We start from the raw sequence: 15929 nt of genomic DNA on the forward strand, positions 1-15929 counted from the left end.
CCCGGATCAGTCCGTCGACTCCGTGGCACCGGCCCACTGGTTGATGCCGCGGTCCACCGCCCACCGGTCGATCTCGGCGAGTTCCCCGTCGGTGAAGTCCAGGTTCTCCAGTGCATCGAGGGAATCGTCGAGCTGATTCACCGACGACGCTCCGATCAGCGCGCTGGTGACCTCCGGACGTCGCAGTACCCAGGCGATCGCCATCTGCGCCAGTGACTGCCCGCGTCGCGCGGCGATCGCGTTCAGCGCACGGATCGCCTCGAGCGTCTCGTCGGTGAGGAAGGACTCCGACATCTTGTGGTCGCCCAGACGCGACCCCTCCGGGACCCCGTCGAGGTACTTCCCGGTCAGCAGTCCCTGCGCCAGGGCGGAGAAGGCGATCACTCCCAGTCCGTTGTCGGAGCAGGTGGACAGCAGCTCGTCCTCGACCCACCGGTTGAACATGGAGTAGGACGGCTGGTGGATCGTCAGCGGTGTCCCCAGGTCACGTGCCACCTCCGAAGCCTGCCGGGTGAGGGCGGGGGAGTAGGAGCTGATACCCACGTAGAGTGCCCGACCTGAGCGCACCAGATGGTCCAGGGCGCTGACCGTCTCCTCGACGGGTGTCTCGGGGTCCGGACGGTGGTGGTAGAAGATGTCGACGTAATCCAGGCCCATTCGCTTCAGGGAGGCGTCGCAGCTGGCCACCAGGTATTTTCGGGAGCCGCCGAAGCCGTAGGGGCCGTCCTGCATGTACCACCCGGCCTTGGAGCTGACGACCAGTTCATCCCGGTAGGGACGGAAGTCGGAGGCGAGGATCCGGCCGAAGTTCTCCTCGGCCGACCCCGGCGGCGGCCCGTAGTTGTTCGCCAGGTCGAAGTGGGTCACGCCCCGGTCGAAGGCGCGCCGGAGGATCGCCCGCTGGGTGTCGAGGGTGCGGTCGGCTCCGAAGTTGTGCCACAGGCCGAGCGTGATCGCCGGGAGCTTCAGCCCGGAAGCCCCACTGCGGTTGTAGGGCATGCTGCCGTAGCGGTCGTCGGCGGCACGGTAGATGTCGGGGAAGGTGTCACTCATGCACGCCGAGGGTACGCGTGATCGTGTATCCTGCGTATCACTTACATTCACTACCTGAAGGAGTTGAGCGTCCATCATGGACGATGGTCCTTGTCCGAGTATGAAGGGCGGCCACAGCCGCCCGCCCCGTGCAACGTCTGCACCGGCCTCAGGGGGTGACCGGTGAGCCCGTTGCTGATGCTGCTGCTCGGCATCGTCCTCATCCTGGCTCTCATCGTCGCCAACGGTTACTTCGTGGCCCAGGAATTCGCCTATATGTCGGTCGACCGGGCACGGCTGCGTGCACTGTCCGCAGACGGTGACGCGGCAGCCGGACGTGCCCTCGCGGTCACCAGGCGCACAAGCTTCATGCTCTCCGGTGCGCAGTTGGGTATCACCGTCACCGGCCTGCTGGTCGGTGAATTCGCCGAACCGATGATCGGTGGTTCAGCGGGGGAGATGATCGGCGGTGCGGGGACGGCCGCGGTCGCCGCCACCGTCACCCTGCTCGTGGCCACCGTCGTGCAGATGATCTTCGCCGAGTTGTACCCGAAGAACCTCGCCATCGCGGCACCGGAACCGTTGGCCCGTGCACTCGCCCGGTCGACCCAGGTCTACCTGTTCCTCTTCGGCTGGATCATCGCCTTCTTCGACTGGTCGAGCAACGCGCTGCTGCGGTTGGTCGGCGTCACCCCGGTCGAGGACGTGGACTCCACTGCGGACCGCAAGGACCTGGGGCGCATCGTCGCCGATTCCAGGGCCTCCGGTGACCTCCCCCGGGACCTGTCGATGCTCATCGACCGCATCCTGGACTTCCCGGAACGCACCGTCGAGCATGCGATGGTCCCGCGTGCACGGCTGGGCGAGATGGACCCCCGCACCACCGTGGCCGAGGCCCGTACCCGTATGGCGGCTGGGCACACGCGCTACCCCGTGCTGGGCTCGGTCGAGGACGAGGAGACGCATGAGGAAGAGGAGAGACTCTACGGTGTCCTGCACCTGGACGACGTCCTCGACCCGGACCTCGACCCGCAGACCACGGTCGACACACTGGTCCGCGAGTCTGTGGTGGTACCCGAGGTGATGGCACTCCCGGACGCCTGATGGCGCTCGAGGAGTCCGACAACCGCCTGGCCTGCGTCGTCGACGAGTACGGCGGTGTGTCCGGTGTCCTCACCGCCGAAGACCTGGCGGAGGAACTCGTCGGTGAACTCACCGACGAACACGATGCCCCGGAACACCACATCAGTCGTGAGGACGACGTCGTCGGCGACGTCGAGAGATGGCGGATCGCCGGGGACGAGCACCTCGACGAGGTCTCGCGCGTCCTTGACGTACGACTGCCCGACGGTGAATTCGAGACGCTCGCCGGTCTCGTCATCGAGGAACTCGGCTCACTGCCGGAGGTCGGCGAGGTCATCCCGGTGCCGTTGCCGAGGGATCCCCGCGAGGTGGTCGATGACCGGCCGCAGAGCCGGGTTCTGGTCGCCGAGGTAACCGAGATCGGCAACCACGTGCCCACTGAACTCCTCGTCCACCTGGAGGTGACCGAGTATGAATGACCTGACCGTGATCCTGGTGACGCTGCTGCTCCTGGTGGGGAGCGCGTTCTTCGTGATGGTGGAGTTCGCGCTGCTCGGCGCCCGACGTCACCGTCTCGAGGAGATCGCCGACAAGAGCCCGTCGGCCCGTGCGGCCCTGCGCGGTGTCAATGAACTGACCGTGATGCTCGCGGTCGCCCAGTTGGGTATCACCGTCTCCACCTTCGCCCTCGGCGCGGTGACCAAGCCGGCGGTGTCGGGCTGGCTGAACCCGCTGTTCACCGCCTGGGGAATCCCGGACGGGGCGGCGTACACCGTGTCCTTCCTCGTCGCCCTGCTGATCGTCACCTTCCTGCACCTGGTGATCGGGGAGATGGCCCCGAAGTCGTGGGCCATCGCCTTCCCGGAGCGTGCGGCACGGCTGGTGTCGCTGCCGGCACGCGGGCTGGCGTGGCTCCTGCGACCGCTGCTGCTGTGGATGAACCGGGTGGCGAACCGGCTGGTGAAGCTTTCTGGTGTGGAGCCGGTCGACCGCGCGGCGGCCGCGGGCCATGACGCCGCCACACTGCGTCACCTCGTCGCGCACTCTGCGGAGGAAGGTGCGCTGGAGGCGGAGTTCCAGTCGCAGATCGCCGGTGCCCTGGACCTGCAGCAGCGGACCCTCGGCGAGCTTCCGGGGACGAGGGTTCCCCACCTGTCGTCGTCGGCGACCGTGGCTGAGGTGCAGGACGCGGCCCGCGAGACCGCGCAGATGCGCGTCCTTCTGGAGTCACCGCGGCACGGCGAGGGGATGCGTGTGCTGCACGTGCGTGACACCCTGCCGGAGGACCGGACGTCCCCGGCTGCGCCGCTGACCCGTGAGCTGCTGGTGCTGCCGGCGTCGATACCGGTTTACGAGGCGTTCCACCGGATGCGTGAGGAGAGTGAGCAGCTTGTCGGTGTCCGCAATGACGTCGACAGCGGGCAGGTGGCGGATGATGCGCTGCTGCCGCGGGTGGTCACCCTGCCGGAGATCCTGGCGTTCGTTCTGCCCCGGGAGCCGGGGGCCAGTCAGGGGACGGGCCCGCAACCGGTGGCCTGACCGCCGGCACCCGTCCTCCCGGTGAAATAACCACCATCCTGTGCCCGGGGTCAGCATGGAACCCGTGCACAGGACGGTGCCTTTCCTGCGGTGCCTTTCCTGCGGTGCTGCAGACGCGGTGCTACGACGAGGTACAGCTATACGGCTATGCGTCGGGGAGCAGATGCTCCGGGATCCGCATACCGATGATCTCGTCGCGGGTCAGTGCCCCGTCCGCCAGTACTTCAGCGCTCACGTACCGGGCGCGGTCCTCCGGCAGGGGGATCCTGCGGGCATGGCTGAGCACGGAGTTCAACCGCCCCGCGGCGGTGGGGTGGTCAGGGCCGCCCCAGGCCCGCCACGCCACCGCGGTGGTCAGGGAGACCAGGGTGATGCCGGCGGGCTCGTACGGCGGGGCCGCCTCGGACTCGGACCGCGGTGTCGTGGAACCGTCGGGGGAGAAAGCACGGCTGGCTTCACGTCCCTTCCGCGGGCGGACGTGCAGGTCCTGCTGTCCAATCCCCACGACGGTGCCGTCCGGGTTGCTGATCACAGAGGTGTAGCTGACGTTGTCGTATCCGTCAGCGGCGACACGTTGGCGGATACGGGCGACCATGTCGTCGTCCACGTCGACCATCAGGGTGGCGCCGTCCTGGCCCGGGTTGAGGAACTGGAAGGTGCCCGTGCGGGTCCATGCCTCGTAGTCCGAGCCCAGACGTCGCATCACCAGGGTGCCGAACAGGATGTCGGTCATGGCGAACAGCGTGCCGCCGAACGCGGCGTTGTTGGGGGTGCGGTTCATCGGGCTGAGCCGCAGGACGACCTCTCCGTGGGACCAGTCCTCGGCGATGTTGCGGAACTTCACCCCGGAGCCTGCCAGTGGTGGCCAGAAGCGGGTGACCTGCTGCAGGCCGCGTGGCGTCGAGAAGACGTATCGGGTGATGTAGCTTTCCACCGACCGGTAGATCCGGACCGGCAGCGGTCGACGACGTCCCCGGCCGGGTCGGGTGTGCTGCACGGTCACGACTGGCCTTCCCGGGTGTCCGCCGGATCCTCCGACGGCAGGAGCCGTTCGGGGATGTGCAGTTCCAGGATCTGTTCCCGGGTCAGCGCACCGGTGTCGAGGGCCTCGGCGGCGACGTAGCGGGCCTGGTCCTCGGGCTGGGGGATGCGCCGTGCGTGGCTGAGGACGGAGTTGAGCTGACCACCGCGGTCCGAGGCGTCGTCGGCGCTGCCCCAGGCACGCCAGGCCACGGCGGTGACCAGGGAGGCCAGGGTGATGCCGCGTGGCTCCAGCGGTGGCGCGGACTCCCCGACGCCACGGGCGGTGGTGGAGCCGTCCTTCGAGGTTGGGCGACTGGCCTCCCGCCCCTTACGGGGGCGGACGTGCAGGTCCTGCTGTCCGATCCCCACGACGGTGCCGTCGGGGTTACGGATCACCGAGGTGAAGGCCACGTTGTAGTAGCCGTGGGCGTCGACCTTGTCGACGATGTCGGTGATCAGCACGTCATCGACATCCACGACCAGCTTCGCGCCGTTGCGGCCCGGATTCAGGTACTGGAAGCTCCCCGTCCTGGTCCATGCCTCGTAGTCCTTGCCGAGACGCTTCATCACCAGGGTGCCGAACAGGATGTCGGTCATGGCGAACAGGGTGCCTCCGAAAGCGGCTCCGTGCATGTTGCGGTTCAGCGGGCCGAGGCGCAGGATCACGTCTCCCCGGGACCAGTCGTCGGCGATGTTGCGGATCTTCACCCCGGCACCGGCCAGTGGCGGCCAGACGTCGAGGGAACGCTCGAAGGCCTGCGGGCCCGAGAACACACGCTTCATGACCTGCCGCTGGGCCTTGCGGGCCAGCTGGCGGGTACGGGAGGGGTTTGTTCGCGAAGTCATAATATCTGTAACACTACATTCTGTCTCCTGCCCACGAGAACAATTATGTGAACATGGCAGGCTCCGCGCGGGCAGCGTACTCTGAGACAGTGAAAGGAGCGATTCACACCATGAGTAACTTCACTGTCCCGGGCCTTCCTGAAGGCGACGCCAAGCAGGTCATCGACATTCTGCAGGAGAGGCTCACCGCCTACAACGACCTGCACCTGATCCTCAAGCACGCACACTGGAACGTTGTCGGACCGACGTTCATCGGTGTCCATGAAATGCTCGATCCGGAGGTCGAGCGCGTCCGCGGGGACGCCGACGACGTCGCCGAGCGTATCGCCGCCCTCGGTGGCGAGCCGGTCGGTACTCCGGACTCCCACGCACCGGGTCGCGACCCGCTGCAGTACCCGATCAACAAGGGCACCGTCCAGCAGCATCTCGCCGCTCTGAACGAAGTCTACGACAAGGTCATCGTGGACACCCGTGAGGCGGATTCCGCCGTCGACCAGCTTGATCCGGTCACCGAGGATCTCATCGTGGGCCAGGTCCGCGAAATGGAGAAGTTCCAGTGGTTCATCCGCGCCCACCTCGAGGACGGTAACGGCAACATCTCCGGTGGCGCATAGTCGCGCCCGTCCGTTCTCCCGGCCAGTCTCTGGTTGGCCACCAGTAAGCCGCTGTCAGCCCTGTAGGGTTGTCAGCGGCTTCCCGGCGTTTCGGGGAGGTCCGCTCAGCGGGTGACCCTACGCTGGCCTCCCGTTCCCTGCCCTGACCCCTTCGCCACTCACTGTGCCAACCTCTGGCCCGGCACCTTACGGAGTTGATCCCACCCATGACCATTGCCGCACCGTCGCGTTCTGACGCCTCCAGAGACTCTGCGGATCTGCCGCGGCGTAGGCCGCGGACCCGGAGGGGGCAGATCATCGCCGGTGCCGTGGCGCTGCTGGGGATGGTGTTGCTGGTCTGGCAGGTGGTGGGGGTGGTCGGACACTTCCGGGAGAATTTCCTCCTGGATGTCGGTGTCTTCCGTGACGCAGGACGGGCCATTGTCGAAGGTGGCGGGCTCTACGGCGACGACTTTGACTCACGCAGCGGTTTCGCTTTCATCTACCCGCCGTTGGCGGCCGCGCTGTTCGTCCCGCTGACCTGGTTCGACGAAGGCCTGATGGAGTCCCTCTGGACGATGGCCTCCCTGTTGGCGGCCTGGGGTGTATTGGCGATGGTGGCCGATCGGCTGCGGCTGCGGTGGGCGCCACTGGTGGCGGTGCCCATGCTGGGTTTCGCCCTCTGCCTGGAACCGCTGCAGACTCACCTGATGTACGGCCAGATCAACGTCTTCCTCGTGTTGATGGTCACCGCTGACCTGCTGGGGTACACGCCACGGTGGCTGCGCGGAGCCGGTGTGGGACTAGCGGCCGGCATCAAGATCACCCCAGCGGCTTATGCGCTGGTGTTCCTGGTCTCGCGGCGATGGGGTGACCTGGCACGGTCGGCGGGGACGTTCCTGCTCACCGTCGTTCTCGGCTGGGTGATGCGACCGACGGAATCCCTGTTCTACTGGACCGAAGAGTTCTTCAACGGCGACCGCGGTGGCCCGCCGGAATTCAACGCCAACCAGGCGATCACCGGGCTGCTGGCCAAGGCGGGCATGGACGGCGAACTGGCGCAGACCGTGATGATTCCGGGACTGCTGGTCATCGCCGTGCTGTCTGGCTGGGCCGCGTGGCGGCTGGTGCGGGCCGGGCGCCCTGTCACCACGCTGTTGCTGCTCATCCTGGCGGTCAGCATCTCTGCCCCGGTGGCGGTCACACACCACTGGACCGGCATTATCGTCGCGGTCGGTCTGCTGGTGTCGCTGGTGCTGGGGGTCGAGGGACAGTCGAGGGACCGGCTGACACTGGTGGCCGTTTCGGTACTACTTGCAGCGAACCTGTTGCTCGACAACAGCGTGGGTACGAGGGAACCGCTCTACCGGATGTTCGAGGGTAACTGGCTGTTGGAGAACGTACAGGGGATCGCCGGCATCATCTGCTTCGTCCTGCTGCTCGTGGTCGCGCGACGGAGCACTCCGGTGGCCGAATAACACCGCTGTCGTTCCGCCCCTTAGTATGTGAGTCGTAACAACCACACCAGACTCAGGGGTCACATGAGGTTCATCGGGCGACCGGTCGCCGTCGTACTCGCCACCGCAGCTGCGCTTGTCCTGTCGTCCTGCGGGGGCAGCGGTGGAACCGGGAACACGGGGGCGTCCAGCGACGCGACGGCGGCCCCGCAGCCGACCGGACAGGAAGCTGTGGCCACCGGTGAGGACGGCGAGGACGGGGAGGACAGGGACCCGCAGGTCGCGTCCGGGCACACAGATCCGGCGGTGCAGGACGCGGTCACTACCCTGGCGACGCTGGAGGTCAAGGGGCGGGCGCCGAAGACCGGCTACAGCCGTGATGAATTCGGTCAGCGGTGGAAGGACACCGACCGCAACGGGTGCGACCAGCGCAACGACGTGCTGGCTAGGGACATGTCCGACGTGCACCGTGAGGGGCCGTGCAAGGTCCTCACCGGGACCCTGGAGGACCCCTACACCGCCACGACGATCAACTTCGTTCGAGGGCAGGACACCAGCACAGACGTGCACATCGACCATGTCGTCGCAATGTCTGACGCCTGGCAGAAGGGCGCCCAGCAGCTCAGCGCCGAGCGACGAGAGGAGTTCGCCAACGACCACCTCAACCTCCTCGCCGTCGACGGTCCGGCGAACATGCAGAAAGGCGACGGGGACGCCGCCACGTGGTTGCCGGCGAACCGGCCGTTCCGCTGCAGCTACGTGTCCACCCAGGTGCAGGTCAAGGCGAAGTATGAGTTGTGGGTGACGGCGGCTGAGCGGGACGCCATCGCCCGTGAGCTGGAGAAGTGCGGGGCCGACGGGATCGCCCCAGTCGATGAGGTGCCGGCGCCGGTGGTTGAGCCTGAACCGGCTCCCGAACCAGAACCTGAGCCGGTTGTCCCCGCCGCGGAGCAGGGTGGGGACGTCTACTACGAGAACTGCACCGCGGCCCGCGCGGCTGGTACGGCACCGCTGCTGCGAGGCGAGCCCGGGTACCGGGCGCAGATGGACGGCGACAGTGACGGTGTCGCCTGCGAGTGAGGGCTCCGACTCTCGTCAGGGGGGCGAGAGCAGGAGAGTTTTTACAGCAGCTGCCAGGCGGCCGCTGCGGCGAGCGCGCCGACGGCATTGAGAGCCCAGTGCAGTCCGATCGGTGCGATCACACTGCCGGTGTGGTGACGCAGCCAGGTCAGACCGGCACCCGCGGCGGCGGTAGCGACCACCGCGGCGCCCACGCCCGTCCACTGGGCCGCCGTCCCGGACCCCAGGAATGCGGTGAGCCCGGCGTTGCTCGCCGTCAGATTCAGCGAACTGGCGATGTGCCACAGGCCGAAGAGCAGGGAACTGCCGATGAACACCAGCTTCGTCCCACCCATACGCGCCAGGGTGCCGTGCAGCACACCGCGGAACGCCAGCTCCTCCGGTAAGACGGTCTGCAGGGGGATGATGACCAGGGCGGCGATGAGGGCGGTGCGCAGGCTCGCGTAGGACTCGTTGAAGAAGAACTCCCTGGTGAAAGGCAGAGCGACCGCAATGCCGACCCCCACGACGACCAGGGCGGCCGCGCCGAGGCCGTAGAGGAGGCCACGCCCGTGCGTGTGACGCCCCAGTCCGAGATCACGCCAGGTCATACCGTTCGCACGCGCGATGACCAGGAGGATTGCGACGCCGACGGGCACGGTCGTGGCAACGGCGGCCAGTTGCGAGAAGTGCGCGGTGACGTTGATCACCGCCAGGGCAGTGATGACCGCGATGACATTGAGGACGTCGCGTGTGCGGATGCGCCCGGGCGAGACCGCAGCAGCAGCGGTGGCGGTGGTGGCGGTGCGACGCCGGCGCAGGAAGGAAGACGGGGTGAAACGTGTGGTGGTCAGGCTCATTGCTGCTCCACGTTAGACGGGCGGCGGCCCCGATCGCGAGTTCTCGGACGGAACACGGCACGATCAACATGGACTCCAGACGCGACTGCCAGCAAACCTCCAGGAATGCTGTGATCTGTTCAACGTGACGGGGTGGGAATGGATGTCGGGACCCGTGGCGTTAAGGTATGGACACAATAGATAGACAGATAAGTCTGTCCGGCTCCGTTCACCGACGAGGCCGGTACAGAACCCAGGGTGCTCACCATGCAGGGGCCCAGAGAGTCAGGTACACGCGTATGTCGACAACACAGGAACACCGGACCAGCCGTATCCCCGGCTGGCTCACCGGGTTCGGGGCGCAGGTCATCGCCGGCCTCGTCATCGGGCTGATCCTCGGGTTCATCGCCCGCGCCCAGGGGGCAGACCTCCCCGAGGACGACCAGAGCTGGCTCGGCACACTCCTCGACGAGGTCGGTTCCACCTACGTCACACTGCTGAAGCTGATGATCCCACCGTTGATCATCGCCGCGGTGATCACGTCGGTGGCGAACCTGCGCAAGGTCGCCAATGCCGCACGGCTGGCCGCCAGCACACTGATCTGGTTCGCGATCACCGCGTTCTTCTCCGTGCTCGTCGGCATCGGCGTCGGGCTCGTGATGAAGCCCGGCGAGGGCACCTCGGTGGACGCCGCCAGCGCCGCCGAGCCGTCCAGCTCCGGCTCGTGGCTCGGGTTCCTCGAGTCCATCGTCCCGGACAACATCCTGGGGCTCGCCGCCTCCGCCAACTCGGACGGCGACATCGGACTGAGCTTCAACGTGCTGCAGCTGCTGGTCATCTCCATCGTGCTGGGTGTGGCCGCGGTGAAGGCCGGCAAGTCCGCGGAGCCGTTCCTGGCCGTCACGGAGTCGCTGCTCACCGTGGTGCAGAAGGTCCTGTGGTGGATCATCCGCCTCGCCCCGATCGGCACCGGCGCACTGATCGGCCACGCCGTCTCCGACTACGGGTGGGACGCCCTGGGCTCCCTCGGCAAGTTCGTGCTCGCCATCTACATCGGCCTGGCGATCGTCATGCTGGTCATCTACCCGGCCGTCCTCGCGTTCAATGGTCTGCCTGTGGTCGGCTTCTTCCGCCGGGTGTGGCCGGTGACGTCACTCGGGTTCATCACCCGCTCCTCGATGGGTGTGATGCCGGTGACCCAGCGCGTCACGGAACGCTCCATGGGAGTTCCCACCGAGTACGCGTCCTTCGCCGTGCCGTTGGGTGCGACGACGAAGATGGACGGGTGCGCCGCGGTCTACCCGGCGATCGCCGCCCTGTTCGTCGCCCAGTTCTACGGCATCAACCTCGGCTTCACCGACTACCTGCTGATCATCTTCGTGTCCGTGATCGGTTCGGCTGCCACGGCAGGTACCACCGGTGCCACCGTGATGCTCACCTTGACGCTGTCGACGCTGGGCCTGCCACTCGCCGGTGTGGGACTGCTGCTCGCCATCGAGCCGATCATCGACATGGGGCGCACCGCCGTGAACGTCACCGGCCAGTCGTTGGCGGCGACGGTCGTCGCCAAGCGGGCCGGGATCTGGGACCGGGAGATCTGGGACGCCGCGCAGGAAGGCGGATTCGAAAGTGCCGCCGGGGAGGACAGCCACCGGGCGCATGCCCGCGTCTGAGTCGCCAACATCGCCTGTCTCCCGGTGAAGACTTGAGGATGACGCCGCGTCACCTTCTAGAGTCGGAGACATGGACCCGCAGTCACAGCCCACCGCCTCGGACAGCGACGGCACGGAGAAGTGGAGAACAGGCCAGCTTGCCGCGCTGACCGGGGTCACGGTGCGCACGTTGCGCTACTACGATCAGACCCACCTTCTACAGCCCTCGGGACAGACCAGTGGCGGACATCGGGTGTACGACCGGGACAATGTCGCACGGCTGTACCGGATTCTGGCCCTGCGCCGTCTCGGCTTCGGGTTGTCCGAGATCCGCTCGCTGCTCGACGATCCGCATTGGGATCTCCGGGACATGGTCACACGACATATCGAGGACACCGAGCGCACGGCCGCCACGATCTCACGACTGACGGCACATTTGCGGATGATCAGCAGTGAACTCGAGGGCACCCGACGGGTCCGGCCTGAAACACTGTTCACGATCATGGAGGAGATGACGATGTTGGAGTCCCCGGTTCTGGGTACGACGACCCTGCTGGTCTACCGCGACCTCGCGGCCGCACACGCCCACCTGAGTAAGAACTTCGGTCTGGTTCCCGGCCCGCTGGTACACGATGCCGACGGTAATGCTGTGCACGGTGAGCTGTTCGCGGGTGACCACACCATCTGGCTCCACCCCACAGGTGAGGAATACCGCTCGCCCCGCGAGCTGGGCGGGGTGAGCAGTATGACCGTGCTCGCCGTTGACAACGCCGATGACCATCATGCCCACGCCGTCGAGCACGGGGCGGAGATCATCCAGGCGCCCGTCAGTCAGCCCTACGGCGTCCGTGAATACGGCGCACGTGACCTTGAAGGGCACCTGTGGTTCTTCCACAGCCCCCTGGACTGATACCGATGACGACTGAACGTACCGTCCGTGGACTGGCACTGGAACTGTCGGGCGCCATCGAACAGGACCACCACGGTTTTCCGTCCTTCCGCGTGAACGGCAGGATCTTCGCGACCCTGCCCCGGCCGGACCGTCTCCGGGCGATGCTCGATGAACCCGGCATCCGGACCGCAGCCGCACGGCACCCCGAAATCTGCAGGGAGTACTACTGGGGTAAACGGCTGGCCTGCATCGAGATCGACCTCACCGCCGCCGACGCAGAACTCGTCCGGGACCTGCTCACCGACGCCTGGGAGTATCAGGCGCACAGATGATGAGTGGCTGACAACCGGGCGGAACCCTCCGGGAGGTGAGCGCCGGGGCCGGTACCTGTCAGGCCCACAGCGGCGCGGGCTTATGCCACAGCCGGATCAGGACCGGTCAGCCGTACCCGCGACCAGGCTTCACGGAGTTCCGGGACCGGGTCGACGACCGTCTGCTCCCCGGCGTCGAAGATCTGCGTGGCGAAACCGTCCTGGTAGGGAGTCCACCCCGGATCACCACGGTGGATGAACTCACGCCACCGCTGCTGCATCACCGTGGTCGTCGCCGCCATCCGGTCCCGCCCGCCCAGCGCCAGCGCGCCGGGACCGCGTCCCGAGTCGTAGCGTCCGAAGAGGATCGGCAGGTCCAGGGCGTGCGTCGCGCCGATCCCGGAGACATTCAGGGACGGGGTGGACAGGTCCAGCCGGTACATCCACGCGCGGCCCGACGGGTGCTGGTCGGCCAGCCGCATCGACGGTGCAGTGAACAGGGCATCGCCGATGAAACGTCCGGCGTCCCCGCGGCGTCGGCCGTCGGAGTAGAACGTCGACAGGATGTCCGGGGCGCGGTCGTTGTCGATGAGGGAGGCGAAACCCTGCGTCTGCCCCTGCAGGGTGCGTCGGGACACGCGGTTCCAGCGCATCAGCACATACTCGTCGAGATTGGTGCCGATGAGCAAGGGGACGTCCAGTTGCGACCCCGGTTCGAGCGGGTGTCGCGGCAGCAGGTCGTCGATCACCGGGGCGAAGGCGCCGGAGATCCCTGCTGCACCCCAGGAGGCGGCGTTGAGCTTCTCGGTCAGCCAGGCAAGATCCTGGTGTGGGGCGCTCAGCGGATCCGTGTCGGTGCGTTCGGCGAGAAGCTCCAGCGCAGTGTTGCCGAGTTGCCGGGCCTGGTCGGGGGAGTGGACCATGGCGCCAGCCGGGGACTGGGCGATGAAACCCGCGACCAGCCCGTCCATACGTGGTGACGCGCTCAGTGCGGTCACCATGGCACCGCCGCTGGACTCCCCCATGACAGTGATACGGGACGGGTCCCCGCCGAAAGCGCGGGCATTGGCGTGCACCCACTCGACGGCCGCGATGATGTCCGAGAGCCCGGTATTGGTGTCGAACCGGTCGGCGTCGAGGGCGTCGGCGTGTCCCAGGGCGAGCTGGCCGAGGACGCCGACGCGGTAGTTCACGGCGACGTAGACGGCGTCGGTGGCGGCGGCGAAGTACTCGCCGGAGAGCAGGGGCTCCCGGGCGGACCCGTGGATGTTGGAGCCCCCGTGCAGGTACACGACGACGGGCCGGTTCGCCTGCTCGTCGATGACTCCGCCGGGGCGCGGCGTGGTTCCGCTGCGGGGGACGACCACGTTGAGCCAGAGACAGTCCTCGGAGCCGATCCACCCGTGACGTGCATCGCGCCATTGACTGCAATACTCGCCGGGACGGTCGGCGACGAGGGTGCCGTCCCAGGGGTTCTTCGGGACGGCCCGGCGGAAGCGTCGTGGGCCGACCGGGGGTTCGGCGTAGGGAACACCACGAAAGGCCACGCCGTGGTTGACGGCGTGGCCTCGGAGGTCACCGGTGGTCGTGGTCACGGTCCACCGGTCGGCGACGGATGTGCGGAGCGTGTGCGGTCCCAGTTGCATGGGGACCAGCTTATCCCTCAGGTAGACGGGATGAGCGCCCCGTCGGTGAAGAACTCCGACTCGACCTCGGTCAAGGTCATCCCCAGTGCGTTCTTGGCTTTCCGGACGACGGGGCTGCGTCCCACCGTGGTGACACCGGAGACGACGGACTCACCGCCGGAGCGGGACTCGAGACTGAAGACAACCAGCTCGTCCTCATCGCTGGTCAGCACCAGTTCATGGTCGGACGGGTGGCTGGAGGGGCCGGGCTGGCCACTCTGCACCGGTCGGCCGGTCGCACCGGCCAGGTTCAGCATGAGCCCGTACTGGCGGGACCAGCCTTTCGGTGGGCTGAGCAGGAAGCGGTCCGTCTCCTGGCCGGCCATCGTCAGCCCGACGATGCCACCCAGCAGGCGGGCGGAACCTTCGTCCTCGGGGAGGGTGACTGTCCCGTCCTCCGCCCGGATCTCGACGCAGTCGCCTGCGGCCCAGACACCGGGGACGGAGGTGCGGCCGTACTCGTCGGTGACGATCCCGCGACCGACGTCCAGCCCGGCGGAGCGGGCCAGCGAGATGTCGCGGTCGAGACCGACGGAGACGACCATGACTGCCGGGTCGAGTTCGGCGACGGCGGAGCTGATGTCCTCATCAGACAGGCCGCACCGGATGTCGATGCCGTGGGCGGTGTGCTTGCCACGCAACCACCCGGCCGCGGCGGCGGGCAGGATACGACGGCAGATGTCGTCCTGCGCCTCCAGCACGGTGATGGTGGCCTCGGTCAGCGCCGACGCCCCTGCTGCGGCCTCGAGTCCCAGGATGCCTGCACCGATGATGACGACGTTGTCGTCGGCGCTCAGCGCGGTGAGCGAGTCACGCAGGGATGTCGAGTGCTCGGGGGTGCGGATGTAGTGGACGTCGCGGCCCTCGAGCCATGGAGCGTCGAGGTGACGCGGCGACGCCCCGGTCGCGAAGATCAACTGGTCCCAGGAGTGCTGCTCACCGTTGACCGTGATGGTGCGATCGGCGGTGTCCACCGCGGTGACCTCACTGGACAGGTGCAGCTCAACATCCACATTCTCGGACCCGTCGAACACGGCGCCCGGGAGGGAGACGTCTTCGGGGCCCTTGCCGTCGATGAGGATGTCCTTGTTCACGGACGGGCGACGGTACGGGCGGTGGGATTCCCGTGTGAAGAGGTCCACGGTGGTGGGACCGACGGTGTCCCCGGCCGCAGCGAGGAAGGCCTTGAGTGCCGAATGGGCGGCCACACCACCGCCGATGACGGCGATACGCTGGTGGTCGGGTTGAGTCATGTGCTGATCCTGTCTGTTCTTGTCTGTGGAGGTCGGACGCGGCATCTACTTGCGGCTGATCTGGACCATCTCGAAGTCGGCCTTCGCCGCTCCGCAGTCCGGGCACTCCCAGTCATCGGGGATGTCGTCCCAGAGTGTGCCCGGGGGGAAGCCCTCCGCCGGGTCGCCTTCCGCTTCGTCGTAGATGTACCCGCACTGCAGGCATTCGTAGACTTTGTAGTCGTCCATGGTGAGCTCCTCTCCTGAGCTGGTTGACGGTGACGCCGTTGCTGCGGTCATCTAGCTGACTTTCTCGAAGTCGACCTTGTCGCGGACGCCGCAGTCCGGGCAGAACCAGTCTTCGGGGACTTCGGCGTCCCAGTCGAAACCGGCGGTGAATCCTTCAGCGTCGTCGCCTTTGTCAGTGTCGACTCGGTAGTCACACAGGGGGCACTGGTACACAGCCACAGTGGTCACCTGTCCTTTCTCTTCTCAGTGTTCGTCGTAGTGGTGCAGTCGGGATCGGCGACGAGTGTGCGCCGGGAGTGGCCGTCAGGCCGTGGGGGCGGGGCCGGCGGCTCCGCCTGCTCCGGCGGCGTAGTCGATGGGCTTGCGGTTCTTCGGGCGCGGGATGACGTGGGTCGAGGGGACCCCGGGGCCGCGGTAGATGCCCACGATGCCCGGGA

General features: G+C 67.1%; 15 protein-coding genes and 1 pseudogene. 8 read left to right on the forward strand and 8 right to left on the reverse strand.

Going from position 1 to position 15929, the window contains the following annotated elements:
* Positions 1-6: 6 nt before the first annotated feature.
* Complete coding sequence (mgrA, locus tag BJF89_RS17210; RefSeq protein ID WP_075816274.1) at positions 7-1053, reverse strand: L-glyceraldehyde 3-phosphate reductase; 1047 nt, start codon at positions 1051-1053, stop codon at positions 7-9.
* A 177-nt stretch (positions 1054-1230) separates the two neighbouring features.
* Here mgrA and BJF89_RS17215 point away from each other — a divergent pair.
* Both BJF89_RS17215 and BJF89_RS17220 read left to right on the forward strand, forming a co-directional pair.
* Positions 1231-2594 (forward strand): annotated as a pseudogene (locus BJF89_RS17215) (hemolysin family protein).
* A complete protein-coding gene (locus tag BJF89_RS17220) occupies positions 2587-3654 on the forward strand; it encodes a CNNM domain-containing protein (RefSeq protein ID WP_075816275.1) in 1068 nt (355 codons plus the stop codon). Before BJF89_RS17215 ends, BJF89_RS17220 begins: the two are co-directional and overlap by 8 nt.
* Positions 3655-3799: 145 nt before the next feature.
* On the opposite strand, the gene BJF89_RS17225 is transcribed toward BJF89_RS17220, so the two are convergent.
* Positions 3800-4657, reverse strand: coding sequence for a PaaI family thioesterase (locus BJF89_RS17225; protein WP_255372724.1), 858 nt, complete (start codon positions 4655-4657; stop codon positions 3800-3802).
* A complete protein-coding gene (locus BJF89_RS17230) occupies positions 4654-5523 on the reverse strand; it encodes a PaaI family thioesterase (RefSeq protein ID WP_075816276.1) in 870 nt (289 codons plus the stop codon). The genes BJF89_RS17225 and BJF89_RS17230 overlap by 4 nt, the downstream gene beginning before the upstream one ends.
* Positions 5524-5633: 110 nt before the next feature.
* Between BJF89_RS17230 and dps the strand changes: the two genes are divergently transcribed.
* The 3 genes from dps (at position 5634) to BJF89_RS17245 (ending at position 8653) form a co-directional block, all read left to right on the forward strand.
* Entirely contained in the window at positions 5634-6137 is a 504-nt protein-coding gene (gene dps, locus BJF89_RS17235) for a DNA starvation/stationary phase protection protein Dps (RefSeq protein WP_075816277.1), read from the forward strand.
* 206 nt (positions 6138-6343) lie between these two features.
* Entirely contained in the window at positions 6344-7594 is a 1251-nt protein-coding gene (locus BJF89_RS17240) for a glycosyltransferase 87 family protein (protein WP_083651053.1), read from the forward strand.
* Positions 7595-7657: 63 nt separating this feature from the next.
* On the forward strand, positions 7658-8653 hold the full coding sequence (locus BJF89_RS17245) for a DUF1524 domain-containing protein (protein ID WP_075816278.1): 996 nt from the start codon (positions 7658-7660) through the stop codon (positions 8651-8653).
* Between the two features lie 41 nt (positions 8654-8694).
* Here the strand turns inward: BJF89_RS17245 and BJF89_RS17250 are convergent, their stop codons facing one another.
* Complete coding sequence (locus tag BJF89_RS17250; RefSeq protein WP_083651055.1) at positions 8695-9492, reverse strand: CPBP family intramembrane glutamic endopeptidase; 798 nt, start codon at positions 9490-9492, stop codon at positions 8695-8697.
* Positions 9493-9770: 278 nt separating this feature from the next.
* Here BJF89_RS17250 and BJF89_RS17255 point away from each other — a divergent pair, with 278 nt between their 5' ends.
* The 3 genes from BJF89_RS17255 to BJF89_RS17265 all read left to right on the forward strand — a co-directional run bounded on the left by BJF89_RS17255 (position 9771) and on the right by BJF89_RS17265 (position 12347).
* Positions 9771-11144, forward strand: coding sequence for a dicarboxylate/amino acid:cation symporter (locus BJF89_RS17255; RefSeq protein WP_075816279.1), 1374 nt, complete (start codon positions 9771-9773; stop codon positions 11142-11144).
* Positions 11145-11214: 70 nt separating this feature from the next.
* A complete protein-coding gene (locus BJF89_RS17260; RefSeq protein ID WP_075816280.1) occupies positions 11215-12033 on the forward strand; it encodes a MerR family transcriptional regulator in 819 nt (272 codons plus the stop codon).
* 5 nt (positions 12034-12038) lie between these two features.
* Complete coding sequence (locus tag BJF89_RS17265; protein WP_075816281.1) at positions 12039-12347, forward strand: MmcQ/YjbR family DNA-binding protein; 309 nt, start codon at positions 12039-12041, stop codon at positions 12345-12347.
* A gap of 80 nt (positions 12348-12427) precedes the next feature.
* On the opposite strand, the gene BJF89_RS17270 is transcribed toward BJF89_RS17265, so the two are convergent.
* The 4 genes from BJF89_RS17270 to BJF89_RS17285 are packed head-to-tail and all read right to left on the reverse strand — an operon-like array spanning position 12428 to position 15720.
* The gene (locus BJF89_RS17270) at positions 12428-13972 is read right to left on the reverse strand and encodes a carboxylesterase/lipase family protein (RefSeq protein WP_075816282.1); all 1545 of its coding nucleotides are present in this window, start codon (positions 13970-13972) and stop codon (positions 12428-12430) included.
* A gap of 17 nt (positions 13973-13989) precedes the next feature.
* Positions 13990-15264: an NAD(P)/FAD-dependent oxidoreductase gene (locus tag BJF89_RS17275; protein WP_075816316.1), complete on the reverse strand. Its 1275-nt coding sequence runs from the start codon at positions 15262-15264 to the stop codon at positions 13990-13992.
* Between the two features lie 45 nt (positions 15265-15309).
* Entirely contained in the window at positions 15310-15492 is a 183-nt protein-coding gene (locus tag BJF89_RS17280) for a rubredoxin (protein WP_075816283.1), read from the reverse strand.
* 51 nt (positions 15493-15543) lie between these two features.
* Entirely contained in the window at positions 15544-15720 is a 177-nt protein-coding gene (locus BJF89_RS17285; protein WP_369803767.1) for a rubredoxin, read from the reverse strand.
* Between the last annotated feature and the right edge of the window lie 209 nt (positions 15721-15929).

Origin of the sequence: Corynebacterium sp. CNJ-954, from assembly GCF_001942345.1 — a bacterium.
Classification (GTDB): domain Bacteria; phylum Actinomycetota; class Actinomycetes; order Mycobacteriales; family Mycobacteriaceae; genus Corynebacterium.